Raw genomic sequence first — 25,304 nt, 5'->3', positions numbered from 1 at the left:
GTCAGCAGGCCGGCACCCCTGGGTGCCGGCCCTCATCGATAGCCCCAAGGAGCAAGCATGTTTGATACCCTGGCCAAGGCGGGCAAGTATCTGGGGCAGACCGCCAGGCTGATGGTGGGCGTACCCGACTACGACAACTATGTGCAGCACATGCGGCTGACCCACCCGGAGCAGACTCCTATGAGCCACGACGAGTTCTTTCGCGAACGCCAGGATGCCCGCTACGGCGGCAAGAATGGCGGGCGCTGCTGCTAATTAGGCCACCACCAGCGCGCACGCCTTGGCCTCGGCGCCGGCTGGATATAATCCCTCTTTCCACAGGACCTCAACATGACACAGGCTGTAGCGGTCACCCTTGATTGAACGGTTTTCTCGGTTTCGGCTAGATATACGATCCCCACCTCACAGGATGTCCAACATGACACAAGCTGTAGCTGTCACTCTGCTGACCGGTTTTCTCGGCGCCGGCAAGACCACCTTGCTCAACCACTTCCTGCGCCACCATGGCGATGCCTCCGTGGCCATCCTCGAGAACGAGTTTGGCGCCGCCAATATCGACGGTGCCCTGCTGGAGGGAGGCTCGGGGGTCAGCGTGGTGGAGCTCAGCAACGGCTGCGTCTGTTGCAGCGTGCGGGGTGAATTTCGGGCCGCCCTGAGCGATCTGCTGGCCCGGCGGACGGCGGGGGAGTTGCAGTTCGAGCGGCTGATCGTCGAGACCACGGGGCTCGCCGATCCCGCCCCCATCATCCAAACCTTCTTCGTTGAAGAAGCATTGCGGGATGCCCTGCGCCTCGATGCCGTCATCACCCTGGCCGACTGTGAACACATAGGTCGTCAGCTGGATGAGCATCCGGTGGCGGCGGCCCAGCTCGGCTTTGCCGACCGCATCCTGCTCACCAAGACGGATAGGGTGGACGGAGTGACCCGGGAGGCGGCCATAGCGCGAGTCCAGGGCATCAACCCCAAGGCGCAGATCATCGACATAGTACGGGGGGAGTGTCCGGCCGGGCTCTGGCTCGATCTGGATGCCTTCGCCCTCAGCGACGAGCTGAGCCTGAGCCAAGGCATCAAGATAGTGCGTGAGGGCGGTCAGGGCGTCGAGGCGTTTGCGCCCCTCTCGGCCCGGCCCCGCTCCTGGCAGGATGTCATCTCGGCCCACCTGTTCGAGGGGGGCGAGCTGGACTTGAAGAAGATAGGGGCCTTCATGGAGCAGTGCATAGAGCAGCATGGCAACGACATGTTGCGCTACAAGGGAGTGCTGGCCATCGCCGGGGAGCCGCGCCGGCTGATAGTGCAGGGGGTGCACAAGGTGGCGGGGTTCGATTACGGCTCTCCCTGGGGTGACGAGGTGCCCTGCTCGCGGCTGGTGGTGATCGGTCGCTACCTGCCCCTGGAGGCGCTGGAAGAGGGGTTCGCCCTGGCCCGGGCCTGAGGAAACATGACAGATGCGTGAATCACTCAAACAGAAAATCATCCAGGTCTGCCACAAGAAAATCGCGCAGAAGGGGGAGGCGGTTGGTGTCTCCTTCTATGCCTTTTTTGCCAACCGCAATGACGACCCCGAGTTGTTGATGGAGGCGGCGACCTGGTGGATCCAGACCCAGAGGCTCGACCACTTCGAGAAGGCGCGCAAGATCATCGCGCTGGTCGAGGCCATGAAATAGGGTGGGATGAAACAAGAAGGGCTCCTGATGAGGAGCCCTTCTTGTTTGCAGTGTGCAGCCATCGCCGCCGAGTGGCCTCAGCTGGCGGGTGCCACTGCGGTCCGGCGGGAGAAGAAGAGGCAGTCCAGCAGCCAGATGACCAGCATGGAAGCGCCCACCAGGGGGAAGCAGATCCCGAGCAGCACCAGCACGGCGATGGCGCCGCCCATGGGGGGCAACTTGGCGGGCAGGGGCGGGGCGGCGAGCCGGCCCTTGGGACGGCGGCTCCACCAGATCCAGAGCCCGCTCACCGAGCTTGCCAGCACCATCAGGCAGATGATCAGCATGACCAGCTGGTGGGGCCAGCCATAGATCTTGCCCATGTGCAGCATGACGCCGGTTTCCACCGTCTTGGCGACCGGACCGTAATCCTGCCAGCGCACGTCGGCCAGCACCTTGCCGCTGTATTGATCGATGTGCAGGGTGGCGTCGTTGCGCGGGTCATCGGCGAACAGGGCTATGGTATAGACGCCTGTGTCACCGACCGGCGGCGTGATGCTGTAACCCGGGTGAACCCCGCGCTCGGTGGCGATCTCCACTACCCGTTGCAGGGGGATACGGTGGCTGGCCATGACCATGCCGTCGTGTTCCCCGCCATGGTTCATGGCGCTGTGATCATGACTTTCCGGCACCGGCTGCGAGCTCGGCATGGGAGTGTTCTCGACGGCCCAGGGCACAGTCTGTTGATGGGCATGGTTGAGGGTGCGGGCGAGAGGGGCGGATTTGGGTACCTCGTTCCACATGGCGGCCGGGAAACGGTTCCAGACGTTGGCGAACTGATCGCCCCAGAAGCCGGTCCAGGTCATGCCGCTCAAGAGCAGCAGCAGCAGGAAACCCGCCCCCCAGAAGCCGACCACGGCGTGCAGATCGCGCCACCAGAGGCGTCCGCGCTGGTTCATTCTGGGCCAGAGGATGCCCCCTACGCCGGGTCCCTTGCGCGGCCACCACAGGTAGAGCCCGCTGACGAGCAGCACTATGCCCCAGCCGGCGGCCAGTTCGATCAGCCGATCCCCTGTGGTGCCGAGCAGCAGCTCCGCATGCAGGGCACGGGCCACCGCCTGCAGGTTCCACTTGTTGTCCATGGTGCCGAGCAGAGCGCCGCTGGCGGGATCCATGAAGAGGGTCAGCTCGCGCTCACCCTGATTGACGATGAGCTGGGCGCTCGCGTCACTGGCCACGGGGGGCAGGTATTTGCGCAGGCTGGCATCTGGCATGGCGATCTTCGCCTTGGCCAGCAGTTGATCGGCGCTCAGGGCCTGGGTGGCGGGGGCCACCTTCATCAACTCGGGGTAGAGCAGGTTGTCGAGCTGGGGCTTGTACAGGTACAGAATGCCGGTGAGGGAGAGCAGGATCAGAAAGGGGGCGACGAAGAGACCGGCATAGAAGTGCCAGCGCCAGATCCTTTGGTAATAACTCGCGTCTTGATTCTTCATCTTTGATCCTTGCGCCCAGGCTAAAGGTTTCAGTTGGTGGAATGTTTGGTCGGCGCGGATGATAGCAGCAACGTTTTATTAACTGCAACAGAACATGCTGGCTCCTCCTTCACTTCGTTGCGCACAGAAACTGTGCCATTTGGCGTCGATGTCTGTCGGTGATGGCCTGGGCTCGATGGACTTTTTGCATATAAATCCTTACCTTGTTGCAACATCAGGCGGCGTCGGCGCGGCGAAGAATTCAGGGGAGGAGGGGGACGTGCACTTGCAACCACACGGCCATTTCGAGATGCAGCGACAGGGGCAGGTGCTGATTTGCCGCCCGAGCGGCCCCTTCAATCTGGCGGGCGCCATGGCCTATGAGGCTGCCTTCAGCCAGCAGATCGCAGGATTGCGCGATGCACCCTGGGGGATCGTCGAGGTGGCGACCGAGTTCGAGGCCGCCGGTCCCGAGGTGCTGGCGCGTTTTCGTCGGCAGTTTGGCTGGTGCGCCGCCAATGGCTGCGCCTTTCTCGCGGTCGTGGTGGTGGGCGGGTTCAAACGCTATCTGGCGGATCAGGTCTTCAGTGAGTTGCCGTTCAGTACGGTGCGCTACTTCGAGCAGGAGGCGGCGGCCATCCGCTGGTTGGGGGAGCAGCTCGGCAGCGACGTCACATCGGTGAGTTGACCCGGCAGCCCGGGGTCGTCTTGTCTGCCCGTCTCATTCCAGCTTGATAAACCACTTGTCCCGCTCGTCGACGCAGTCGGGCTCGCCCATCTCGAACTCGCGGCAGATCAGCGGCCGCACCTCATAGAAGTTGCACATCGCTGATAGGGCAGCCCAGCGCGGCTTGCTACCTCTTGGTCAACTCAGCTTGATAAACCACTTGTCCCGCTCGTCGACACAGTCGGGCTCGCCCATCTCGAATTCGCGACAGATGAGGGGGCGCACCTCATAGATGCGGCACATCATGGTGTTGCGGTCGAGGGCCGCACACCAGCCATCTTCCAGCCGGCGCATCACGGGGATCTCCCCTTCCCTGTCGAGCACATAGCGATCCGGCACGCCGGTATCGGTAAAGAGCATCACTTCGAGGCGGCAGCAGCAGGCTTCGCAGTTCTGGCAGCTCACATCGGTTTGGATTGCTTGGGTCATGGTGCCTGTCTTGCCGCATGGCGGCATCGAAATATATGAAACAGGCGCCTGTCAGGCGCCTGTGGTCTGGCTAAGGGCTTGTGAAGAACCTTAGCCCAGTTTGCGGGCGCGGTAGGTGCGCCCCTTGATCTTGCCTTCCTGCAGCCGCTTGAGGGCGGCGCTCGCCACCTGACGCTTGACAGCCACGTAGGAGTACTGCTCGGAGATCTGGATCTTGCCCACATCGGCGCCAGCAATGCCACCTTCGCCGGTCAGGGCGCCCAGGATGTCACCGGCCCGCACCTTGGTCTTGCGACCCGCATCTATGGAGAGGGTCACCATCTGCGGTGCTATCGGCTTGATGTCGCGGCCAATGGTGTCGAGATCCTCCAGCGGCATCGGCGCCTGCTGGTACTCCTCGATCAGGTTGACGCGCTGGGCTTCGTTCGGCTGATAGAGGCTCAGGGCCAGGCCCTGCTGGCCGGCACGACCGGTACGACCGATGCGGTGCACATGCACTTCAGGGTCATAGGTCAGCTCGTAGTTGATGACGGCGCCCAGCTCCTTGATGTCGAGGCCCCGGGCCGCTACGTCGGTCGCGACCAGTATGGTGGCACTGCCGTTGGCAAAGCGCACCAGCACCTGATCCCGCTCCCGCTGCTCCAGATCGCCGTTCAGCGCCAGGGCCGAGAAGCCCTTGGCGGCCAGGTGATCGGCCACGTCGTTGCAGGCGCGCTTGGTGTTGCAGAACACCACGCAGGAGCTTGGCTGGTAGTGGCTGAGCAGCCAGGTGAGGGCGTCGAGGCGCTGACCGGCGGGCACTTCATACAGCTTCTGTTCGATGGCGCTGCCCTCGTGCAGGGACTCCACGCTCACCTCGACCGGGTTGCGCTGCACACCGCGGCTCATCTGGGCTATCCCCTCCGGATAAGTGGCGGAGAACAGCAGGGTCTGGCGGCGCTCGGGGGCATAGCTGATGACGCGGTTGATGTCTTCGCCAAAGCCCATGTCCAGCATGCGATCTGCCTCGTCCAGCACCAGAGTCTCCAGGCTGGAGAGCTCCAGGGTACCCTGCTCCAGATGCTTGAGAATGCGACCCGGGGTGCCGACGGCGATGTGGGCGCCGAAGCTCAGGGTGGCGGACTGAGGTGCGGTCGGGGTACCGCCACACAGGGTCACCAGCTTGACGTTCGGCAGGGCGCGGGCCAGACGACGGATCTCCTGAGCCACCTGATCCGCCAGCTCGCGGGTCGGACAGAGCACCAGGGCCTGTACGTCGACACGGTTGACGTTGAGGCGGGAGAGCAGGCCCAAGGCGAAGGCGGCTGTCTTGCCGCTGCCGGTTTTTGCCTTGGCGATCAGGTCTTTGCCTTCGAGTACCAGGGGCAGGCTCTGGGCCTGGATCGGGGTCATCTGCAGGTAACCCAGGCTGGTGAGGTTCTCTTGCAGGGCGGGGGAGAGATTGAGGCTGCTAAATTCGCTGTTGTTCACAAAAGGACTCTATTTCGGAGAAAACGGGGATGCGCGAGCGCTAAGGCCGCGCATCATACCAGAATGTGGCACCGGATGTGGCGGATTTTTGAACGCTTAAGCCGGTGCAATCTCAGGGCGGGTTCATCTGTCCCCATGGCGACAGAGAGGTGTAACCGGGGTGGCACCTGGTGAATGTTTGCAGTGGTTCGCTAATTATTTATCAGGGGTAAACGTTTTCTATCTTGGTTGATTAAATTTCCTGGATGAAATAGGTGCCGTGCATGAGAAGGAGTGTTGCGAAAATGATACTGGAATATCCATTGGCGCTGTCAGCGCAATCAGAATATTCCTATCGACATGTTTTATAAGGTGTTTTTAACTTGATGTCGCGCGATTAATATACCGTTAATGGTTAATTAATTTAAAAACGTTTGTATTATCTCGCATACATATTATTGAGTCAGATTGTGATGGCTATCTGATTTTTAAATATACGATTCTTTATGATGGCGCCGGTCAAAAATAACAATTCATTCAGGTGCTACAGGTATGGAATACGTTCACTTTGTGCTTGGACTCGTGATGGTCCTCGCGTTGGCGTTGCTGGCAAACCGCCGCAACTGGAAACAGATCAAGCTGCGCTATATCGGGCAGCTGTTGGTGGTGGAACTGGCGCTGGCCTGGTTCATGCTGAACTCCGAAGTGGGCCTGGCAGTCGTGGGTGGCTTCGCCGCCGGCTTCACCAAGCTGATGGAGTTTGCCAAGCAGGGGACCGACTTCGTGTTCGGTGGCCTGGTCAACGAAGGAGCCTTCTCCTTCTTCCTGATGGTGCTGATGCCCATCGTCTTCATCTCTGTGCTGATCGGCATACTGCAGTACATCCGCCTGCTGCCCATCGTCATTCGTGGCATAGGCACAGTGCTGGCCAAGATCAACGGCATGGGCAAGCTGGAGTCCTTCAACGCCATCAGCTCCATGATCGTCGGCCAGTCCGAGAACTTCATCGCGCTCAAGAACACCTTGCCGCACCTGAACGAGAAGCAGATGTACACCCTGGCGGCGACGGCCATGTCCACCGTCTCCATGTCCATCGTCGGTGCCTACATGCAGCTGATCGAACCGCGTTACGTGGTGGCCGCGCTGGTGCTCAACATGTTCAGCACCTTCATAGTGCTGTCGCTCATCAACCCGTACGAGCCGGACAACTCTGTCACCGACCTGAAGGCCATCGCCGAGGGTGACGAGCACCACACCCCGAAGAAAGAGAACTTCTTCGAGATGCTGGGGGAGTACATCATGGCCGGTTTCTCCGTTGCCGTGATAGTGGCCGCCATGCTGGTGGGCTTCATCGCCCTGATCGCCCTGGTCAACTACCTGTTCGAGGCGGCGTTTGGCGTCAACTTCCAGTACGTCATGGGCTACATCTTCTACCCGATCGCCTGGATCCTGGGTATCCCCAGTGGTGAGGCGCTGCAAGCCGGCTCCATCATGGCAACCAAGCTGGTGACCAACGAGTTCGTGGCCATGATGGATCTGGGCAAGATCGCCGCCGAGCTCTCACCCCGCACCGTCGGCATTCTCTCCATCTTCATGGTGTCGTTCGCCAACTTCAGCTCCATCGGCATCATCGCCGGTGCGGTGAAGGCGCTGAACGAAGAGAAGGGCAACATGGTCTCCCGTTTCGGCCTGAAGCTGGTGTACGGCTCCACTCTGGTGAGCCTGCTCTCCGCCGTGATCGCCGGTGTGATGATCTAATCGCCCCTCGCCATCACAATGACAAACCCCTGCTTCGGCAGGGGTTTGTTTTTTTGGGGCCGGTAACCACAGCAGCCAGCAGGGAGGTGAATACAAACGCCAGTCCCGATGGCAGGGCATGGTGCCTATCGGGTGGAGTTAGCCGGCTGTGATTTAAAAAAAACATCAGTATGTTGCGGCGATAAAATGCCGACAATGGTCCCGTTAGCGTCGGCTTACAACTTGCCTTTGAGCAGCCATTTGTCGAGGGCATTGGCGAAGCGCTGCTTGTCGGCGGCGTTGAAGGGGGCCGGGCCGCCGGTCTGAACCCCGGCCGAGCGCAGCTCCTCCATGAAATTGCGCATGCCGAGCCGGGCCTGGATGGTCTCGCGGGTGTAGATCTCGCCACGGGGATTGAGCGCCTCGCCGCCAGCATCGATCACCCAGGAGGCGAGGGGGATGTCGCCGGTGATCACCAGATCGCCGGGCTGAACCTGCTGGGCAATGACATGATCCGCCACATCGAATCCCTTCTCCACCTGCTGGGTCTTGATGAAGGGGGAGGGGGGGACCCGCAGCCCCTGATTGGCCACTAGCGTGGTGACGACCTGGGCGCGGTGGGCGGCGCGGTAGAGGATCTCCTTGACCGGAATGGGGCAGGCATCGGCATCGACCCAGATGGGCATGGCATGGTTTCCTGTAGTTGAAACGGGCATAAAACGAGAGCGGGCATGGTAGCACAGGCGCACCCTTCCCGGTGCGGGGCTGAGTCGGCCCCCGCTTTCGTGTAAGCTGGGGCCTGAGCATGAACGAGAAGGAGACGAGATGGATCGGGTGCCCAGTGACGTAATTTATGGTCTGACTCTGGATGGCAAGGGGGGCATGACCCCGCTTGCCACAGGCAGCGAGATCCCGGCAGCCCAGCCCAGCTGGGTGCATCTGGATTACGGCAATCCGGAGGCGGCCCGCTGGCTGTTGCAGACCTCCTTGCTCAATGACGCAGCGCGCGAATCCCTGCTCGGCCAGAGCAACAGGCCCAAGCTGGTGCGGATGGGGGAGACTGTGTTGCTGATCCTGCGTGGCATCAATCACAACAAGGATCACAGGCCCGAGGAGATGGTGGCGCTGCGCATCTACATCACCCCGGATTTCATCCTCAGCAGTCGCCGTCGCTCCCTGCTGTCGGAAAAAGATGTCTTCCAGCAGTTGGCGCTGGGGGGCGGCGCCATCTCTACCGCCGACTGGCTGGTAGAGATCTGCGATGCCCTGACCGACAGGGCGGGGGAGTTTGTCGAGGAGCTGCACGATCAGATCCTGGAGCTGGAAGAGATAGTGCTGATGCGTGAACTGCCCGCCAACGGCAGACTGGCGCGGATCCGCAAGCAGCTCATCATGATCCGCCGTTACCTCTCTCCCCAGCGGGATCTGGTGGCGCGCCTCGCCAACGAGAAGCTCACCTGGCTGGATGAGGATGACCGTCGGCGCCTGCTCGATATCGCCGATCGACTGCGCCGCTGGCTGGACGATCTGGACGCCGGGGTGGCTCGCTCCGCCGTGCTGGCGGACGAGATCAACAACCTGACGGCGGAGGCCACCAACCGCCGTGCCTACCAGATGTCGGTGATGGCGCTGATGTTCCTGCCCGCCAGCTTCCTGACCGGCCTGTTTGGCATCAACCTGGGCGGCATCCCCGGGGCCGAGAGCCCGACCGCCTTCTGGATCTTCTGCGGATCTCTGGTGGGGCTGGCGACCGGGCTGGCGGTCTGGCTCAAATATCGACGCTGGTGGTAAGGAGCGCGCATGACGACATGGGAATCCTTTGGTGTGACCCTGCTGCTGTTGCTGGGACACACCCTGATCCGCGGCCTCATTCACAAGAGCCTGATGGCGCTAGGACAGAGCCGACAGGTGAGCGAAAACCGGGTGCTCTATGTGGAGCATGTGTTCCACTTCCTGCTCGGCTGCGCCACCCTGCTGATCCTGGCAGGGGTGTGGGGGCTCGACTTCTCCCGGCTGGTGGTGCTCGCCTCCTCCTTCTTTGCCGTGCTCGGCGTCGCCATGGTGGCGCAATGGTCGATCCTCTCCAACATCACCGCCAGCATCACCATCTTCTTCGCCTTCCCCTACAAGATCGGCGACCGGATCCGCATCCTCGACAAGGATGACTCAGTCACCGGCGTCATCACCGAGATAGGCCTGTTCTACCTGCGGGTACGGGATGACAACGGCGATCTGGTGACCTACCCGGCCAACCTGATCCTGCAAAAGCCGGTCAGGCGGCTGGAGGGCAAGGAAGCCGAGCCACTGCAGCCGGAATGAGAAAAGGCTCCTTGTGGAGCCTTTTTTGCTGGCATAGGTCTCAACGCTCGAAGAAGCGATAGAGGTGCTCGACCTGGATGGGGCAATCGGCTACCAGGTGGATATGGTCGCGAGCCTCTTCGGTCGAGGAGAAACTCATCGGGCAACCCAGGGTGTCCGTCATCATGTAGAGATGGCCGTCCTGACCCCGAAACTCCACTACCCAGCCGGGGGAGATGATGTCATGCATGATCTCCGCCTCCCTGAATCTGTGCTGCTGGTGAAGCGCACGCAATTCGCTGACTGTCATGACATCCTCCTGTGACTCATGGCGCCACCCTCAAGTTTAGTCGCCCGCGGCGGTCGCAGGCCCGGATCACCGGATGGCGGTGCATCAAGCCGCCTGGGGCTCCCGTGGTGGCTGCAGGGCGATCAGCAGCTCCCCGGCCACTGGCGCCACCGGGCCTGTGACGACCCGGGGTTTTCCCCTGGCATCGACGATGAACAGGGGAATGGCGCCGGGATTGGCGTCCTGATACTGGGTCCAGTCGAAGGCCTCGCTCAGGCGGGTCGCCTTGATCTGGCCGCCCCGGCTCAGCAGGCCGCTCAGGCGGGCGAAATTCATCTCGGGCCCGAACAGATCCTGGCGTGCGCGGAAGGTGGCGCTCTCCCGGTTCGCCTTGCCGTGCTGCTCGCTGGAGCGCAGGGAGTGGACCTTTTCCTCCCCGTACAGGTGGGCAAAGTGCAGCACCCCCAGGGCGTTGTTGTGACGGTTGGGGGAAAGCGCCAGCACCGTATGTATGCTGGTGAGGGGCAGGTGCAGCTCGGCGTGTTCCGACTGGGGATTGCCGAAGTAGCAGGGCAGGCCGCTCATGCGGGCCAGCTTGCAATGTTCCCAGGCCGGATCGGAGAGGTGGACGGGGATGCCCTGATCCGCCAGCGCCCGGCCTATGGCGCGGGCCACCGAGTTGGCGCCGATCAGCAGCCAGGTATCGGGTGCTGGTTGGCGCATGCCGAGCAGCCTGGCCAATGGGGTCGCCGTCAGGCTCTGCAACACCACTGTGAAGATGATGACGGCAAACACCAGGGGCACCAGCTTGTCGGCATCTTCAATGCCGGCTTCGTGCATGCTGATGGCGAAAGAGGCGCTGACCGCCGCCGCCACTATGCCGCGGGGGGCTATCCAGGCGAGCAGGGCCCGGGCGCGCCAGGGGAGATCCGATCCCAGGGTCGAGACCAGGATGCAGAGCGGACGGGCCACGAACTGCACCACGCACAGCAGCACCAGCACCATGGGACCGAGCTGCCAGAGCTGCGCCAGATCGAGTCGGGCCGCCAGCAGGATGAAGAGGGAAGAGATGAGGATGACCGCCAGATCCTCCTTGAATGCCAGCACCTCCTCCAGATCCAGTCCCTCCTGATTGGCGAGCCAGATGCCGAACACCGTCACCGCCAGCAGGCCGGACTCGTGGCTGAGCCAGTCCGACAGGGTGAAGGTGACCAGCACCAGGGCCAGCACCCCGAACTTGTGCAGGCTGACCGGCAACCAGTCCTTGCGCATGATCAGAGTGGTGATCCAGCCGGCAACCACCCCGATCAGCGAACCCACCCCCACCGTCTTTGCCAGGGCCAGCAGGGTGTGATCGATGAGATCCCCCTGGCTGCCGAGGCGCACCGCCTCGAACACCAGTACCGCAAACAGGGCGCCGATGGGGTCGATGACTATCCCCTCCCAGCGCAGGATCTTGTCCACCTCCCGCACCGGCCGAATCACGCTGAGCATGGGAGCGACCACGGTCGGCCCTGTCACCACCAGCACGGCGCCGAGCACCATGGCGACCCGCCAGTCCAGCCCCAGCAACCAGTAGCTGGCGGCGCCTATAACGGCGAAGCTGACCAGCATGCCGGTGGAGCAGAGGTTGCGCACCACCTTGCCTATCCCCTTGAGCTCGGTCAGGTGCAGGGTCAGCGCCCCTTCAAACAAGATGATGGCGACCGAGAGCGACACCAGCGGAAACAGCAGCTCCCCCAGCAGTTGATCCGGGTCCAGTACCCCTGTCACCGGGCCGAGCAAGAGGCCGCTCAGCAGCAGGAACAGGATGGCGGGGACCCGCAGTGACCAGGCGAGCCACTGGGCGAGCAGGGAGATCAGGGCGATCCCGGCGAGAGAGAGTGCAATCATGCCAACCTCGGGTGGGTAATGGGGTTGGGAGTAGTGTAGCGGGGAAGGAGGGCAAATTGACACCCGGTAGAGGCGGCCTCGGGGAGGCCGGTATCCCGTGAGTAGCCTCAGCGGGCAGGCCTGATCAGATGGGGCTCTCTTTGTGGAGTTCGGTGACGCAGTCGGTCACCGCCAGCACCAGTGCGGAGCGCACCATCTGATCGAGCCGGTTGAGCTGCATTTGATAGAGGGGCCAGTCCTCCTCGTTGGCCGGGGGATCCTGCGGCATCATGCTGGTCTGATGGATGGCATGAAGGCGGCTTAGCAGGTCGCGGATCGGCTTGTCGCTGAAGCGATAATCCTTGGGGTCGCGCACCAGAAAATCGCGGATCTTCAGGTAGGCCTCGAGATCCTGGTAGTGCTCGAGGGAGATGAGGCCGAGGGCGAAGATGAGCTTGAGGCGCACCTCCAGCTGGCCGAGGGGGCCGCTCTGGTTGAGCAGGGGTTCGATGGCGTATTTGACGGCATACTCCTCCTGGCGGAACGCGCGCCGCATCAGGGAGTCGACCGCCTCTTCCAGGATGGTCACGACCTCGAGAAAGAAGCCGCGAGGGCCATCCTGCTCGTTGAGTCGCTCCAGTACATCATCTTCCTGGTGTGTGGTCATAGGTGCTTAAGGTCCGGCTGACTGGGAGAGAGAGTGCCTCTCTCCCGGTTTTTATCATATGGGGCGGCGTCACTCGCCATGCGCTCGGGCTGCCGGCGAGTGCGCCCCATGGGGTCACTTCAAGGTGTCATAACGGGCGACGATGGCGCGCACTATGTCGCTGCCTTCATCCAGCCCGGTCACCCGGGCCAGGGTCCTGGCCGGGCCCAGCTCCGCCAGCAGGGCCTGCAGCTCCACCGCCTGGGGATCATCGTCGTTGTGATAGTGCAGCGCCGCCGCTATGCCCTCCTGCAGGTGGTCGCTCGGCAGGCCGTACTCCAGGGTACCGAGCAGCGGCTTCACCAGCCTGTCCCCCGCCGCCAGCTTGCGCAGCGGCTGACGGCCGACCCGGTCGATTTCATCCACCAGATAGGGGTTGGCGAAGCGGGACAGGATCTTCTCTATGTAGGCGGCATGCAGGCGGGGATCGAAGCCGTAGCGTTTCACCAGCACGGCCCCGCTCTCCTCCATGGCGCGGCGCACCTTGCTGCGGATCAGCGGATCCTCGATCGCCTCCCGCACAGTGCGATAGCCCCGCAGCTTGCCGAGGTAGGCGGTGACTATGTGCCCTGTGTTGAGGGTGAACAGCTTGCGCTCGACGAAGGCCATCAGGTTGTCGGTGGGCTCCATGCCCGCCACCTGGGGCAACGCCCCCTTGAACTGGGTCTGGTCGACTATCCACTCGCTGAAGCTCTCCACCGTCACCTCCAGCGGATCATCGTTGGCCGCGGCGGGCGGCACTATGCGATCCACCGCCGAGTCGACGAAGCCGACGCAGTTGTCGAGGGTGGCATGATACGCGACCGGCAGGTACTTGAGTACCTCCTGCTTGAGGTGGCTGGTGCCGCGCACCATGTTCTCGCAGGCGATGACGTTCAGCGGGGTCAGGTTGCCGGCATCGAAGCGGGCCTGCAGCCCCTTGGCCAGGGTGCTGGCTATCTTGTCCAGTATGTTGGGGCCCACCGCCGTGGTCACCAGATCGGCGGTGATGATACGGGCTATTACCTCGTGCCCGGCCGAGCTGACGGCGGCCACGTTGCGCACCACGTCCAGCTTCTGATCCGTGCCCACCACGTGGACCTTGTACTCCTGGCGGTGATTGAGCTGATCGATCAGGGTCTCGTTGACGTCGGCGAAGGTGACCTGATGGCTGGCGTCCGCCAGCAGTTTTCCGATGAAGCCACGGCCTATGTTGCCGGCACCAAAATGCAATGTTTTCATGATATTAACCTCTATAACCAAAGACGATGAAGGACGATTAGGCAGCCTGTTCGGCCCCCAGCAGATCCAGGAACTCCTGGGGATCCTGGGTGCTGGCCAGCCGGTCGATGAGACCGGGTTCATCCAGTGCATTGGTCAGGCGGGTTATGACCTGCATGTGTTCGTCATTGCGGGCGGCGATGCCGATCACCAGGCGCGCCACCTCGTCGGCGGCTTCGCCAAAGGCGACCCCGGCCGGGTACTGGCAGATGACGATGCCGGTACGCTTCACGTGCTCCTTGGCGGCTATGGTGCCGTGGGGGACGGCGATGGACTCGCCGAGGTAGGTAGAGACCAGCTGTTCACGCTCCAGCATGGCGTTGACGTAGTCGGGCGCCACATAGCCCCGCTCCGCCAGCAGCTTGCCGGCAGCCCGGATGGCGGCCTCCTTGTTGTCAGCCTTGAGGCCCAGGTGCACGTCCTGGAGGCTCAGGGTGAAGACCTCGGCGGCCTGCGGCTCGTAGCTGTCGTCGTTGGCCGCCACCAGCAGTTGCGGGTTGGCCACGTCGTCGTTGGCGGCCCTGGCCAGGCTGAGGTTCTGCACCAGCTCCTGATAGAGGGCGTTGTCGAGGAAGTTGGAGAGGGAGATATGGTGAGCGTGGGGCGCGTGGCGGCGGGCCCGCTCGGTCAGATCCTTGTGGGTGATGACCCAGTCCACCTGATCGTCGAGCTGATCGATGGCGCGGTTGGTCACGCTGATGTTGAGCCCGGCGGCCTGCACCCGCTTGCGCAGCAGGCCGGCGCCCATGGCGCTGGAGCCCATGCCAGCATCGCAGGCGACCACTATATTGCGCACCGCAGTCAGCTTGGCACCCGGCTTCTTGGCCGCAGTGGTCTCGGGTTTGGCACCCTTCATGCTCTTCATCTTGCGGGTGGCTTCACCCAGGGCATCGGCCTCGTCGGCTTCCGGCTGCTGGGCACGGACGAACACGGCGGCGACCAGGAAGGAGACGGTGGCGGAGGCGATGATGGAGAGCAGCACCCCGATGAGGGAGGCTTTCGGCGTCATCAAGAGCACGGCGAAGATGGAGCCCGGGGAGGCCGGGGAGACCAGACCGGCGTTGAACAGGGTCAGGGTGAAGACCCCTGTCATGCCACCGGCGATCACCGCCAGAATGAGGCGCGGGTTCATCAGCACGTAGGGGAAGTAGATCTCGTGGATGCCACCGAAGAAGTGAATGATGGAGGCACCGGCAGCGGACTGCTTGGCGGCGCCACGGCCGAACACCATGTATGCCAGCAGCACCCCCAGACCCGGACCCGGGTTCGCTTCGATCAGGAAGAAGATGGAGCGACCCTGCTCGGTGGCCTGCTGGATCCCCAGCGGCGAGAAGATGCCGTGGTTGATGGCGTTGTTGAGGAAGAGGATCTTGGCCGGTTCGACGAAGATGGAAGTCAGCGGCAGCAGACCGTGGGCGACCAGGAAGTCGACGCCACCGGCCAGGGCGCCGGAGAGCACCTTGACGAAGGGACCTATGACGAAGAAGGCGAGGATGGCGCACAACATGCCGATGATGCCGGCGGAGAAGTTGTTGACCAGCATCTCGAAGCCGCTCTTGACCCGACCTTCCATCGCCTTGTCGAAGCGCTTGATGGCCCAGCCACCCAGCGGGCCGACCATCATGGCGCCCATGAACATGGGAATGTCGGTCCCCACTATGACGCCCATGGTGGTGATGGCACCGACCACGGCACCCCGCTCACCCCCGATCAGCTTGCCGCCGGTATAGCCAATCAGCAAGGGCAGCAGGTAGGTGATCATGGGGCCGACCAGCTTGGCCAAGGTTTCGTTTGGCAGCCAGCCGGTGGGGATGAAGAGGGCGGTAATGAAGCCCCAGGCGATGAAGGCGCCTATGTTGGGCATGACCATATTGGACAGGAAGCGTCCAAAATTCTGTATCTTGACTTTGGTATCCGGTGATAACATGTCGGGACCCCGTTTTAAGCCTGTGTGATTGAAAGTGGTAGTCGGGATGACGGGTTTTGCCGAACCCCCATCCCTGTCGTCTAAGCAACTTCAATCTACCAGCTTGTGATCAAATTAGGCTGAAAACGGGGTGTCTTGTGATCCAGCTCTCAAATACCCCGACCTCCCCCCTCCCTTCATGGTGATACCGATCACATTCAGGCGCTGTAGTTTGGCTACATTTCGATCTTTCTCGTCATGAACGGCTTTTTAATGTGACTCGGATCACCCTTTGTCGTTTGCGCAAACCCCATGTCAATGTGATTTCTATCACAAATCTTTCATTTGTAGCCAATTGGAGCATGCCTGGTGACGGCAATTCAGAGGATGGCGACGATGGATCTCGCATCATCATCGACTACTAATCAATGAATCAGTGGTTTTGTAACCCACTTTCAGTTTTGCTCCCCGCGCTTTCGGCCACTTGAGCGCTGTCCCGCCTCCTTTGGCAGGCCCTGATTGGCCTCCCTGGCGACCCCTGCCAATACCCGCTGCGAAAAACGGGAGTGTCGGCACAGCCACAAGCACAGGCCGACCCGGCCCATCCACACCCTCTGAGGCTGCTGCCCAGGTTGCCGTGCCCATAAAAAAAGCCCGCAATATTGCGGGCTCTTGGCGTGCAGGGGAGCGGGGCTTATTCCGCCTTGGGGGCCGCGTCGGCCGCAGCCTCGCTGCTCTCGCTTGCTGTGCTCTCGGCTGCCGGTGCTTCCGGTGCCGGACCCGGCACCAGGGCCACCGCCGGTTTGGCGATGAGGGAGCGGGTCTCTTCCACCGCCTCGCTCAGCTTCACCTCGATGATCTGGCCAAGCTCATAGACCACTTCTGTCTTGTCCAGGTAGACGCGACCGTTGTCCCAATTGCACTCCAGCCTGTCCTTGTTGTCCAGGATATGGCGGGCGGGCATGAAGACCACGGCGCCGTTCTCCTGCAGACGCAGCTTGAGGCCGGCCCGCATCACATCGATGATCTCGGCGTTGAACACCTGATCGGTACCGGCGGCGGCCTGGAGGTAACGGACATAGAGCCAGTCGCCGATATCGCGCTCCACCCTGCGGTGCAGGCGGCGGCACTCGGTCAGGTGTTCGGTCAGTTCCTGGCTCGGGCGCTCACCCGGGGTCTTGCCGGCGATGACGGCCTTGAGCAGACGATGGTTGACCATATCGCCGTACTTGCGGATCGGGGAAGTCCAGGTGGCGTAAGCATCCAGCCCCAGGCCGTAGTGGGCACCCGGCTCGGCGGACATCAGGGCATAGCTCTGGAAGCGGCGGATCTTGCCGTCCAGCCAGCGGGTGTCCAGGCTGTCGATCCAGCGGCGCAGGGCGCAGAAGCCGGTCAGGCTGGCGATCTCTTCCTTCTCGAACGGGGCCTCGGCACTCTTGAGCAGATCGATGGCGCCGTCGAGGGACTCTTCATCGAACCCTGTGTGGACGTTGAAGATGCCGTAGCCGACGCTCTTGCCCAGCACGCGACCGGCGCAGATGTTGGCGGCTATCATCGACTCTTCGATCATCCGGTTGGCGATGCGGCGCGGCTCCACATGGATGGCCAGCACGGCGCCGTTCTCACCCAGCTCGAAGTCGTAGTCGGGACGGTCCGGGAACACCAGGGCGTGCTCGGTGCGCCACTTGATACGCGCCTCCGTCATGGCCTTCATCAGCGGCAGCTGGGCCAGGACGCCGGCGTCTATGTCCAGCGCCTTGCCGTGCTCGGCCCAGTCGGAGACGTCGTCATAGTTCAGACGAGCGTGGGAGACGATGCGGGCGGCGAAGAATTCGGTCTCTTCCAGCAGCAGGCCATCCTCGGCGATCAGCAGACGTGCGCACAGGGTGTTGCGCTCCTCGCCCTCTTTCAGGGAGCAGAGCTCGTCGGATAGGGTGCGCGGTATCATGGGCACATTGCGGCCCGGCATGTAGACGGTGAAGGCGCGCTTGGCGGCTTCCTGGTCCAGCTCGCTGCCTTCGGCCACATAGGCGGTCGGATCGGCGATGGCGACCAGCAGCTCCCAGCCGTTGTCCAGTTTGCGGATGGAGAGGGCGTCATCCATGTCCTTGGTCTTGGCGCCATCTATGGTGAAGAAGGGCACCTGGGTCAGATCGCGACGGGGCAGCTCTTCCTCTTCGATGACGTTCCACTCGGGCAGGTCCGCCGGCTCGATCTGGGCCAGGTTGTGGCGCGCCAGCACCACCCACCAGGGCACGTTGTGATCGTCCTTGTCTGCGATGAGCTGGGTTATCTCGGCGGAGAAGTTGCCATCCACCAGGGCGTGACGCTTGAGGGTCGCCACCACCCAGTCCCCTTCCTTGAAGGACTTCTCGTCCAGACCCTTCTTGGCGCGGGCCTTGATGGCGTCCTTGATGAGGGGGTGATCAGGCACCACGTTGAGGCGGTCGCGGAACATCTTGACGCGGCCGACGAAGCGAACCACGGCCTGCTCCAGCAGGGCATCCGGCTCGGCCACTTCCTTCTCTTTCTCGGTACGGATCAGGGCGCTCACCCGGTCACCGTGCATCACCTTCTTCATGTAGGGAGGCGGCACGAAATAGCTGGTCTTCTCATCGACCTCCAGGAAGCCGAAGCCCCGATCGGAGGCGCGAATAACACCCTCTTTCTTGGGGATGTTTTCGCGGATTTGTTGCTTGAGCTGGGCCAGCAGCGGATTGTCTTGGAACATAAGTGAGGAACCTGAAGTGGAAAACCTGGGTGGAGACCTGATGAAGGATCGCCCAGCACTATACGTTTTTACCCCTCCAAAGCCAAGGTGAATGGCCCGCTCAGCGGGGTTGCAGTGCCCGGCGACCCTGCTCGATCAGGCGCAATGAGATCTGCTTGTGCAGCCCCCGCTCCAGCACCCAGCGGTGCCAGTAGAGGCGCTCGACCAGGTGGAGATCCGGGCTGAGATCGAGCAGCAGCCCCTGTGCGAGCTGCTGGCGGATCTGCAACTCGGGGATGAGACAGCAGGCCAGCCCCTGCTCGGCCATGGCGACGAAGGCCTCCGACGAGCGCACCGTGTGGCAGGGGTAACCGCCGGGGGCCAGGGCGAAGTGGCGGGCCATGAAGCTGACGTGCATATCGTCGCGCTGATCGAAGGCGACCGCCGGTGCCTTGGCCAGCGCCGCCGGGGTGAGCCCGTGGGGGAAGTGGCGGGCGACGAAGGCGGGGCTGGCGGTCAGCAGGTAGCGCATCTCGCCGAGTTCGTCGACGCAGCAACCGGCCAGGGCCTGCGGCTGCAGGCTGACTGCGCCGAACGCCTGGCCCTCGCGCACCTTGTCGAGGGTGCGGCTCTCGTCATCCACCAGCAGGTTCAGCTCTATGGGGTGCTGTTCCAGCAGGGGGGCCAGGGCGGGCAGAAACCAGGTGGCCAGGCTGTCGGCGTTGACGGCTATGCTGACCCGGATCGGCGCCTGGGGCTCGCTGGGGGAGAGTTCGCCCGCCAGCTCCAACTCCAGCTGGCGTACCTGACGGTAGTGGGCCAGCAGCTTCTGCCCGAGGGCCGTGGCCTGCAGGGGCTGGCTGCGGATGATCAGCGGCTCGGCAAACTGCTGCTCCAGCTGCTTGATGCGCTGGGAGATGGCGGACTGGGTGATGTGCAGACGCTGGGCGGCGCGCTCGAAGTTCTGCTCCTGCATCACGGCATCCAGTGCCAGCAGCAGCTTGTAGTCCAGCGTCTTCATCAGCATTCCTTATCAGAGAAGGGGATTGAGCAAGGATGCTACTGGAGCGGGGGAGGGAGAACAACCAGGCCCGACGGCGGGCACTGCGTGGGGGCATCCCGGGCTGTCACTGTGAGATGTGACAGTAGCGACAAAGTGAGATTCATAAGATACTCATTCGGTCCGTTTTTGCATGGGGTGGAAACGGGCCATAGCGAGAGTTTTGGTCCCGGGTGTCAGCCCGGGACTTTTTTATGGGGTCAGCTCATGCCGAGCAGCTCTCCGGCCGGGACGTACTCCCCCCGCAGGGGACGGTTGACGGCGCGCTCGAAGCGCTCGTCCAGCTGGAAGCGGATCCCGACTCCGCGCACCGCCCCCAGATCCACCGCCTGACGGTGGCCGAGCCGCTCTATGGGCAGGCCGAGGCGGCGGAAGATGCGCTCCACCGGCAGGCTGACCACGGCGACCAGCTCCCGGATCCCCTGTTCCCTGGCGAAGGCATAAACCTCGCGGAAGATGACGCAGGTCAGCTCGCTGATGCCGTTGTCGAGCGCGGGAGCGCGGCCGGCATCGATGGCAAGCCGGGTCAGCTCCCAGACATCGGCGCCGCGCGGGGGACGCTCGCCGGCGAGGGCACCGGGAAATATGCTGGGCAGCATGTAGTCCTGGGCGCAACTGAGTAGCCTGATGCAGCCGCACAGACCCTCTTCATCTTCAATCAGCACCCAGTGGGTATCGGGCTTGTCGAAGCTGTCCCGCTCCAGACCCCGGTGGGATTCCACGTCCCAACCGAGCCGATCGGAGAAGACGCGCTTGCGAAAGCGATAAAGCTCGTTTTCGACCTCCCATCTGGGGTGTTCTTTCAATTTTCCTTTGAAAACAAGCATTCATGTCTCTCCATTTCATGGTTAGGCGCTATAATCCAAGGCCTTGGCCAGGGGAGGCTAGCCTATGACACGCGACCAACTGCTTGAGTATCTGGAACATTTCACGCTGGTAACGGATGGAAACCGGCTGGCCGAGCTGATCGGCCGCTTCACCCTGGGCATGGGCTACGACTACTATCGATTTGCGCTCATCCTGCCCATGTCGATGCAAAGGCCCAAGGTGGTGTTGTTCAACCAGTGCCCGGACTCCTGGGTGCAGGCCTACACGGTGAACAACATGCTGGCCTGTGATCCCATCATCCAGCTCGCCCGCACACAGACCCTGCCCATCTACTGGAACCGGCTGGACGAGAAGGCGCGCTTCCTGCAAGAGGGGAGCATGGACGTGATGGGGCTGGCGGCGGAGTTCGGCTTGCGCAACGGCATCTCGTTTCCGCTGCACGGGGCGACGGGGGAGAACGGCATACTGTCGTTCATCACCCGGGAGCGGGCATCCAGTGACCTGCTGCTGGAGTCCTCGCCCATCCTCTCCTGGATGTCCAACTACATCTTCGAGGCGGCGATCCGGATAGTGCGCCAAAGCATGAGGGAGGAGGATCCCCAGGAGGCCCTGACGGATAGGGAGACCGAGTGCCTGTTCTGGGCCAGCGAAGGGAAGACATCGGGGGAGATCGCCTGCATCCTCGGGATCACCGAGCGCACCGTGAACTACCACCTCAACCAGGTCACCCGCAAAACGGGGTCGATGAATCGCTACCAGGCCATCGCCAAAGGGGTCAGCAGCGGTATCTTGCTGCCGAATCTGGAGCAGGTGGTGGTCACCAACTTCCCCAGACTGTTGCAGTGAATGCCGGCCTGGCGACGCTGTCCTGTCGCTCGGCATCTCCTCTGTCGCCATCACCCAGTGTCCCAAGCCGATCCCGTCGCTTTGGCGATTCTCGGGGCGGGCCCCCGGGGCCACAATTGTCAGATCCTGCAATTGACAGCCTGCCAGATGTCGTTTTTCGCCCCGCCTTATCAGTTTTTTGAATGCATCAGAAAATGAATGAATTTCTCTGATTACACGCCTCCCCTTATAGTGCCCCCAGATCTCCCACACAAAGGTTTGTCCATGTTTGCGACCACACTGCAGGGCTTTACCCTCGGCCTTGCCATGATCATCCCCATAGGTGCCCAGAATGCCTTCGTGCTGAGCCGAGGCATTCACCGCAACCACCATCTGCTGACGGCGACCCTCTGCTGCCTGTGCGATCTCGTGCTGATCGGCATAGGGGTGTTTGGCGGTGCCAACCTGCTGGCGGCCAGCCCCATCGGACTGGCGCTGCTGACCTGGGGCGGCGTGCTGTTTCTCGGCTGGTTCGGGGTGCGTTCCCTGCGCAGTGCCTGGCGCGGGCAGGGGGCGGCCCTGGCGGACTCTCCCCAGCTGATGGGGGTCAAGAGCGTGCTGGCCATGACGCTAGGGGTGACCCTGCTCAACCCCCACGTCTATCTGGATACCCTGATGCTGCTCGGCTCCTTCGGCAGCCAGTTTGCCGAGGATCTGCGGCCCGCCTTCGCCGCAGGGGCCATGCTGGCCTCTCTGGTGTGGTTCTACGGGCTGGCCTTCGGGGCGGCGGCACTTTCTCCCTGGCTTGCCCGGAGCAGGGTGCAGCAAGTCATTGATATGGTTGTCGGTATCATAATGCTGGTGCTGGCGGTCAAGCTGGCAAGCGGGGCTCTGCTGGCCTCATAAGGCTATTTTTGTGCCGGGCTTCATAAAAATGAGTCCCGGTGTCATCTGCTGACATATTCGTCTGTTAAATTCCCGGCGCTGGTAAAGCGTTACTCATAATAAAAGGGAAAAGACAGTGAATAACTCCATGAAGCTGGGGGCAATCGCCGCCATCGTGCTGCTGACCGCCTGCAGCAATGAAAATGACAGCAAGGCGCAGCCGGGGACAGTCTCCCTGCGCCTGATCCAGACCTCCGACATCCACTCCAACGTGCTGGGGTATGACTACTACCAGAACAAGGAAGACCGCAAGTTCGGCCTCTCCCGCACCGCCCTGCTGATCCGAGCCGCCCGCGCCGAAAACCCCAACAACCTGTTGCTCGACAACGGTGACCTGATCCAGGGCACGCCGCTGGCGGACTACATCTTCGAGCAGTCCGGTGCCGGTTACCTCGAGAAGCAGGCCCACCCTGTGTTCAAGGCGATGAACGAGCTGGGGTATGACGCGGGCAACCTCGGCAACCACGAGTTCAACTACGGCCTGGATTACCTCGGCAAGGTGCTGGCGGGGGCCGAGTTCCCCTATGTGAACGCCAACGTGTTCGAGGCGGGCGCCTTCAAGCGCGACGCCAAGGGACAGATTGACTGGAGCGGCAACAAGTTCACCCCTTATCTGCTGCTGGAGCGCCAGGTGACGGATGACAAGGGCCAGTCACAGACAGTCAAGGTCGGCATCCTGGGTCTGACGCCGCCCCAGGTGCTGCAGTGGGACAAGCGCCATCTGGAAGGCAAGGTGGTGGTGGCCGACATGGTCGAGACCGCCAACCACTATGTGCCCGAGCTGCGCGCCAAGGGCGCCGATCTGGTGATGGTGGTGGCCCACACCGGCATCAATGCCAACAGCTACGAGGCCATGATGGAGAACTCCGCCTGGCACCTGGCCAAGGTGAAGGGGATAGATGCCCTGATGCTGGGTCACGCCCACAAGAACTTCCCCGGCGACTTCCCGGACCTGCCCGAGGTGGACAACAAGGCCGGCACCCTGAGCGGTATTCCGACCGTGATGCCCGGCTACTGGGGCAACCACCTCGGCATCATAGATCTCAAGCTGGAGCAGGTGGATGGCAAGTGGCAGGTGAAGCAGAGCCAGGCCAGCCTGCGCAAGATAGATTCAAGCGAAGGCAGCGCCGTGGATCAGCGGGTGGTGGATCTGGTGCAGGCGGATCACGACGCCACCAACCAGTGGCTGGACGAGCCGCTGGGCAAGATCACCTCTCCCATTCACAGCTTCTTCGCCCTGGTGCAGGACGACCCTTCGGTGCAGCTGGTAAGCGATGCCCAGCGTCAGCACGCCGAGCAGCTGCAACGAGACGGTCTGCTCAAGGAGTCCTACCCCATACTGTCGGTGGCAGCCCCCTTCCGCGGCGGGCGCAACGGCATCAATGACTTCACCTATGTGGCCCAGGGGAACATCTCCCTGCGCAACGTCTCCGATCTCTACATCTATCCGAACACCCTGCAGGTGGTCGAGGTGAACGGGGCCACCGTCAAGGAGTGGCTGGAGATGAGCGCCGGCCAGTTCAACCAGATAGACACCGGCAAGACAGAGGTGCAGTGGCTGGTGAACGAAAGCTTCCCGACCTACAACTTCGATGTGATCGACGGTGTGAGCTACGAGGTGGACATCACCCAGCCGGCCCGTTACAGCAAGGAGGGGCTCAAGGTGAGCGACGGTCAGCGCATCAGCGGCCTTACCTTCAACGGCCAGCCGGTGGATCCGACCCAGAAGTTCTACGTGGTGACCAACAACTACCGCGCCAGCGGCGGCGGTCACTTCCCGGGCATAGATGGCAGCAATATCGTCCACGAAGATCCCTTCGAGACGCGGGAGATCATCGCCCAGTACCTCAAGTCCCAGTCTGCTGCCAACCCGGCGGGCTTCAGCCCGGCGGCCAATAACAACTGGCACATGAAGGCGCTGCCAGTGGGGGTTGACGTGCGGCTCTACTCCTCGCCGAGCGATGAGGCCAAGGCCCTGGCGGGGGCGGATCTTGAGTACAAGTCCACCCTGGCGATGGACGACGCCAAACATCCCGGTTACGCCATCTACCGCCTGATCCGCCAGTAATGGTGGTGAACCTCAGATAGCAAAAGCCCTCGTCATGCGAGGGCTTTTTCATTGGGAAGGGGCCTTAGTAGAAACCCGCGTCGTCTGGGCTGGGACGGGTCTTGAAGCGGCGATGCAGCCACATGTACTGCTCCGGGGCCTTGCGCACGGCGGCCTCAATCTCGCGGTTGGCGCGGGCGGCATCGACCAGGTCGTCGCCGCTCGGGTAGCCTTCCAGCGGCGACCCTATGTGCAGGGTGTAGCCCTCCTGGGTACGGATGTTGTAGCAGGGCAGGGTGACTGTGTTCTTGACCCTGGCCAGGGTGGCGGTGCCGGTGATGGTGGCCGCCTGCTCCACCGCGAAGTAGGGCACGAAGACACTGGCGTGGCTGCCGTAGTCGTGATCAGGCGCATACCAGAGGGCGTCGCCGTTGCGCAGCGCCTTGATCATCCCCTTCACGTCCATGCGATCCACCAGGTACTTGTTGGAGGCGCAGCGACCGTGGTACTGGGCGTACTCCAGCACCGGATTGGTGTTGGGGCGATAGACGCCGACCCCGGGCCGCACCAGGCCGAAGCAGCGGGCATTGAGCTCCAGCGTCAGGAAGTGGCAGGAGAGCAGCAGCATGCCCTGACCCTTTTCGATGGCGTCGATGACATGCTCTTCCCCTTCCACCTTCATCAGGCGGCGCATCCGCCAATCTGGCCAGAACCAGGCCATGCCCACCTCGAAGATGGCGCAGCCCACGCTCTCGAAGTTCTGTTTGAGCAGGGTTTCCCGCTGATCCCGACTGAGCTCGGGCATTGCCAGCTCCAGGTTGCGACGGGCAATCTTGACGCGGGATTTCAACACCTTGCGGGCCAGGGTGCCGAGCTGGCGACCCAGCCACATCTGGCTGCGCCAGGGCAGCAGTACCAGCAACCAGAGCAGGCACAGACCGAACCAGCTGCCCCAGTAACGGGGATGGAACAGACGGGGTTCGAGGCGGGGAGCATGTTCTTGGGCCATGAAGAGTCTCTTGTTCACAAAGGCAAAGGAGGGAGCCCAGCCGACACGGGGGGATCGGTGCCCGTGGATAGGCTGTCACTCGCAATCTGGGG

23 protein-coding genes and 1 pseudogene are annotated in these 25,304 nt (G+C 62.4%); 10 read left to right on the top strand and 14 right to left on the bottom strand.

Annotated elements, in window-relative coordinates:
* Positions 1–57 precede the first annotated feature (57 nt).
* The 3 genes from Aeroheme_RS18660 to Aeroheme_RS18650 all read left to right on the top strand — a co-directional run bounded on the left by Aeroheme_RS18660 (position 58) and on the right by Aeroheme_RS18650 (position 1,664).
* Positions 58–255, top strand: a complete 198-nt coding sequence (locus tag Aeroheme_RS18660; RefSeq protein ID WP_025325546.1) for a YbdD/YjiX family protein — start codon at positions 58–60, stop codon at positions 253–255.
* Positions 256–418: 163 nt separating this feature from the next.
* Positions 419–1,432 carry a CobW family GTP-binding protein gene (locus Aeroheme_RS18655; RefSeq protein ID WP_411166346.1) on the top strand — a complete coding sequence of 338 codons (1,014 nt, stop codon included), beginning with the start codon at positions 419–421 and terminating at the stop codon, positions 1,430–1,432.
* Between the two features lie 13 nt (positions 1,433–1,445).
* The gene (locus tag Aeroheme_RS18650; RefSeq protein ID WP_411166345.1) at positions 1,446–1,664 is read left to right on the top strand and encodes a DUF6500 family protein; all 219 of its coding nucleotides are present in this window, start codon (positions 1,446–1,448) and stop codon (positions 1,662–1,664) included.
* Between the two features lie 77 nt (positions 1,665–1,741).
* On the opposite strand, the gene Aeroheme_RS18645 is transcribed toward Aeroheme_RS18650, so the two are convergent.
* The gene (locus tag Aeroheme_RS18645; RefSeq protein WP_411166344.1) at positions 1,742–3,136 is read right to left on the bottom strand and encodes a PepSY-associated TM helix domain-containing protein; all 1,395 of its coding nucleotides are present in this window, start codon (positions 3,134–3,136) and stop codon (positions 1,742–1,744) included.
* A gap of 259 nt (positions 3,137–3,395) precedes the next feature.
* Here Aeroheme_RS18645 and Aeroheme_RS18640 point away from each other — a divergent pair, with 259 nt between their 5' ends.
* The gene (locus tag Aeroheme_RS18640; RefSeq protein ID WP_139744103.1) at positions 3,396–3,803 is read left to right on the top strand and encodes a hypothetical protein; all 408 of its coding nucleotides are present in this window, start codon (positions 3,396–3,398) and stop codon (positions 3,801–3,803) included.
* 33 nt (positions 3,804–3,836) lie between these two features.
* Here Aeroheme_RS18640 and Aeroheme_RS18635 read toward each other — a convergent pair.
* From Aeroheme_RS18635 to dbpA, 3 genes and pseudogenes are all read right to left on the bottom strand, one after another.
* Positions 3,837–3,929: pseudogene (locus Aeroheme_RS18635) on the bottom strand (YkgJ family cysteine cluster protein); the annotation flags it as partial.
* 51 nt (positions 3,930–3,980) lie between these two features.
* Positions 3,981–4,271, bottom strand: coding sequence for a YkgJ family cysteine cluster protein (locus Aeroheme_RS18630; RefSeq protein ID WP_139744102.1), 291 nt, complete (start codon positions 4,269–4,271; stop codon positions 3,981–3,983).
* Positions 4,272–4,361: 90 nt separating this feature from the next.
* Complete coding sequence (gene dbpA, locus Aeroheme_RS18625; RefSeq protein ID WP_411166343.1) at positions 4,362–5,741, bottom strand: ATP-dependent RNA helicase DbpA; 1,380 nt, start codon at positions 5,739–5,741, stop codon at positions 4,362–4,364.
* A 531-nt stretch (positions 5,742–6,272) separates the two neighbouring features.
* Here dbpA and Aeroheme_RS18620 point away from each other — a divergent pair.
* Entirely contained in the window at positions 6,273–7,478 is a 1,206-nt protein-coding gene (locus Aeroheme_RS18620; protein WP_411166342.1) for a NupC/NupG family nucleoside CNT transporter, read from the top strand.
* A gap of 215 nt (positions 7,479–7,693) precedes the next feature.
* Here Aeroheme_RS18620 and Aeroheme_RS18615 read toward each other — a convergent pair whose 3' ends face one another.
* Positions 7,694–8,143: a YaiI/YqxD family protein gene (locus Aeroheme_RS18615; RefSeq protein WP_106885102.1), complete on the bottom strand. Its 450-nt coding sequence runs from the start codon at positions 8,141–8,143 to the stop codon at positions 7,694–7,696.
* Positions 8,144–8,282: 139 nt separating this feature from the next.
* On the opposite strand from Aeroheme_RS18615, the gene zntB reads away from it, so the two are divergent.
* Entirely contained in the window at positions 8,283–9,248 is a 966-nt protein-coding gene (gene zntB / locus Aeroheme_RS18610; RefSeq protein WP_411166341.1) for a zinc transporter ZntB, read from the top strand.
* A 9-nt stretch (positions 9,249–9,257) separates the two neighbouring features.
* Complete coding sequence (locus tag Aeroheme_RS18605; protein ID WP_139744098.1) at positions 9,258–9,776, top strand: mechanosensitive ion channel domain-containing protein; 519 nt, start codon at positions 9,258–9,260, stop codon at positions 9,774–9,776.
* Between the two features lie 40 nt (positions 9,777–9,816).
* Here the strand turns inward: Aeroheme_RS18605 and Aeroheme_RS18600 are convergent, their stop codons facing one another.
* The 8 genes from Aeroheme_RS18600 to Aeroheme_RS18565 form a co-directional block, all read right to left on the bottom strand.
* Positions 9,817–10,065: a hypothetical protein gene (locus Aeroheme_RS18600; RefSeq protein ID WP_025325558.1), complete on the bottom strand. Its 249-nt coding sequence runs from the start codon at positions 10,063–10,065 to the stop codon at positions 9,817–9,819.
* Between the two features lie 84 nt (positions 10,066–10,149).
* Complete coding sequence (locus Aeroheme_RS18595; protein ID WP_411166340.1) at positions 10,150–11,937, bottom strand: cation:proton antiporter; 1,788 nt, start codon at positions 11,935–11,937, stop codon at positions 10,150–10,152.
* A gap of 124 nt (positions 11,938–12,061) precedes the next feature.
* Entirely contained in the window at positions 12,062–12,583 is a 522-nt protein-coding gene (locus Aeroheme_RS18590) for an MltR family transcriptional regulator (RefSeq protein WP_025325560.1), read from the bottom strand.
* 114 nt (positions 12,584–12,697) lie between these two features.
* Entirely contained in the window at positions 12,698–13,843 is a 1,146-nt protein-coding gene (locus Aeroheme_RS18585) for a mannitol-1-phosphate 5-dehydrogenase (RefSeq protein ID WP_163148016.1), read from the bottom strand.
* A 37-nt stretch (positions 13,844–13,880) separates the two neighbouring features.
* Positions 13,881–15,809, bottom strand: coding sequence for a PTS mannitol transporter subunit IICBA (locus tag Aeroheme_RS18580; RefSeq protein ID WP_411166339.1), 1,929 nt, complete (start codon positions 15,807–15,809; stop codon positions 13,881–13,883).
* A gap of 673 nt (positions 15,810–16,482) precedes the next feature.
* Positions 16,483–18,519, bottom strand: coding sequence for an exoribonuclease II (locus Aeroheme_RS18575; protein ID WP_234677402.1), 2,037 nt, complete (start codon positions 18,517–18,519; stop codon positions 16,483–16,485).
* A 100-nt stretch (positions 18,520–18,619) separates the two neighbouring features.
* The gene (locus Aeroheme_RS18570; RefSeq protein WP_111913447.1) at positions 18,620–19,519 is read right to left on the bottom strand and encodes a LysR family transcriptional regulator ArgP; all 900 of its coding nucleotides are present in this window, start codon (positions 19,517–19,519) and stop codon (positions 18,620–18,622) included.
* A 239-nt stretch (positions 19,520–19,758) separates the two neighbouring features.
* Positions 19,759–20,385, bottom strand: coding sequence for an acyl-homoserine-lactone synthase (locus Aeroheme_RS18565; protein ID WP_290029443.1), 627 nt, complete (start codon positions 20,383–20,385; stop codon positions 19,759–19,761).
* Positions 20,386–20,449: 64 nt separating this feature from the next.
* On the opposite strand from Aeroheme_RS18565, the gene Aeroheme_RS18560 reads away from it, so the two are divergent.
* The 3 genes from Aeroheme_RS18560 (at position 20,450) to Aeroheme_RS18550 (ending at position 24,224) form a co-directional block, all read left to right on the top strand.
* Positions 20,450–21,232 (top strand): LuxR family transcriptional regulator, encoded by a 783-nt coding sequence (locus tag Aeroheme_RS18560; protein ID WP_106885094.1) that lies wholly within the window; start codon positions 20,450–20,452, stop codon positions 21,230–21,232.
* A gap of 264 nt (positions 21,233–21,496) precedes the next feature.
* Complete coding sequence (lysE, locus tag Aeroheme_RS18555; protein ID WP_106885093.1) at positions 21,497–22,117, top strand: L-lysine exporter; 621 nt, start codon at positions 21,497–21,499, stop codon at positions 22,115–22,117.
* Positions 22,118–22,244: 127 nt separating this feature from the next.
* A complete protein-coding gene (locus tag Aeroheme_RS18550; RefSeq protein ID WP_411167262.1) occupies positions 22,245–24,224 on the top strand; it encodes a bifunctional 2',3'-cyclic-nucleotide 2'-phosphodiesterase/3'-nucleotidase in 1,980 nt (659 codons plus the stop codon).
* 64 nt (positions 24,225–24,288) lie between these two features.
* On the opposite strand, the gene lpxL is transcribed toward Aeroheme_RS18550, so the two are convergent.
* On the bottom strand, positions 24,289–25,212 hold the full coding sequence (lpxL, locus tag Aeroheme_RS18545; RefSeq protein ID WP_411166338.1) for an LpxL/LpxP family Kdo(2)-lipid IV(A) lauroyl/palmitoleoyl acyltransferase: 924 nt from the start codon (positions 25,210–25,212) through the stop codon (positions 24,289–24,291).
* Positions 25,213–25,304: the final 92 nt, after the last annotated feature.

Source organism: Aeromonas sp. DSM 116730 (genome assembly GCF_046581335.1).
Lineage (GTDB): Bacteria > Pseudomonadota > Gammaproteobacteria > Enterobacterales > Aeromonadaceae > Aeromonas > Aeromonas rivipollensis.
This window is presented reverse-complemented; position numbering and strand designations above follow the sequence as displayed.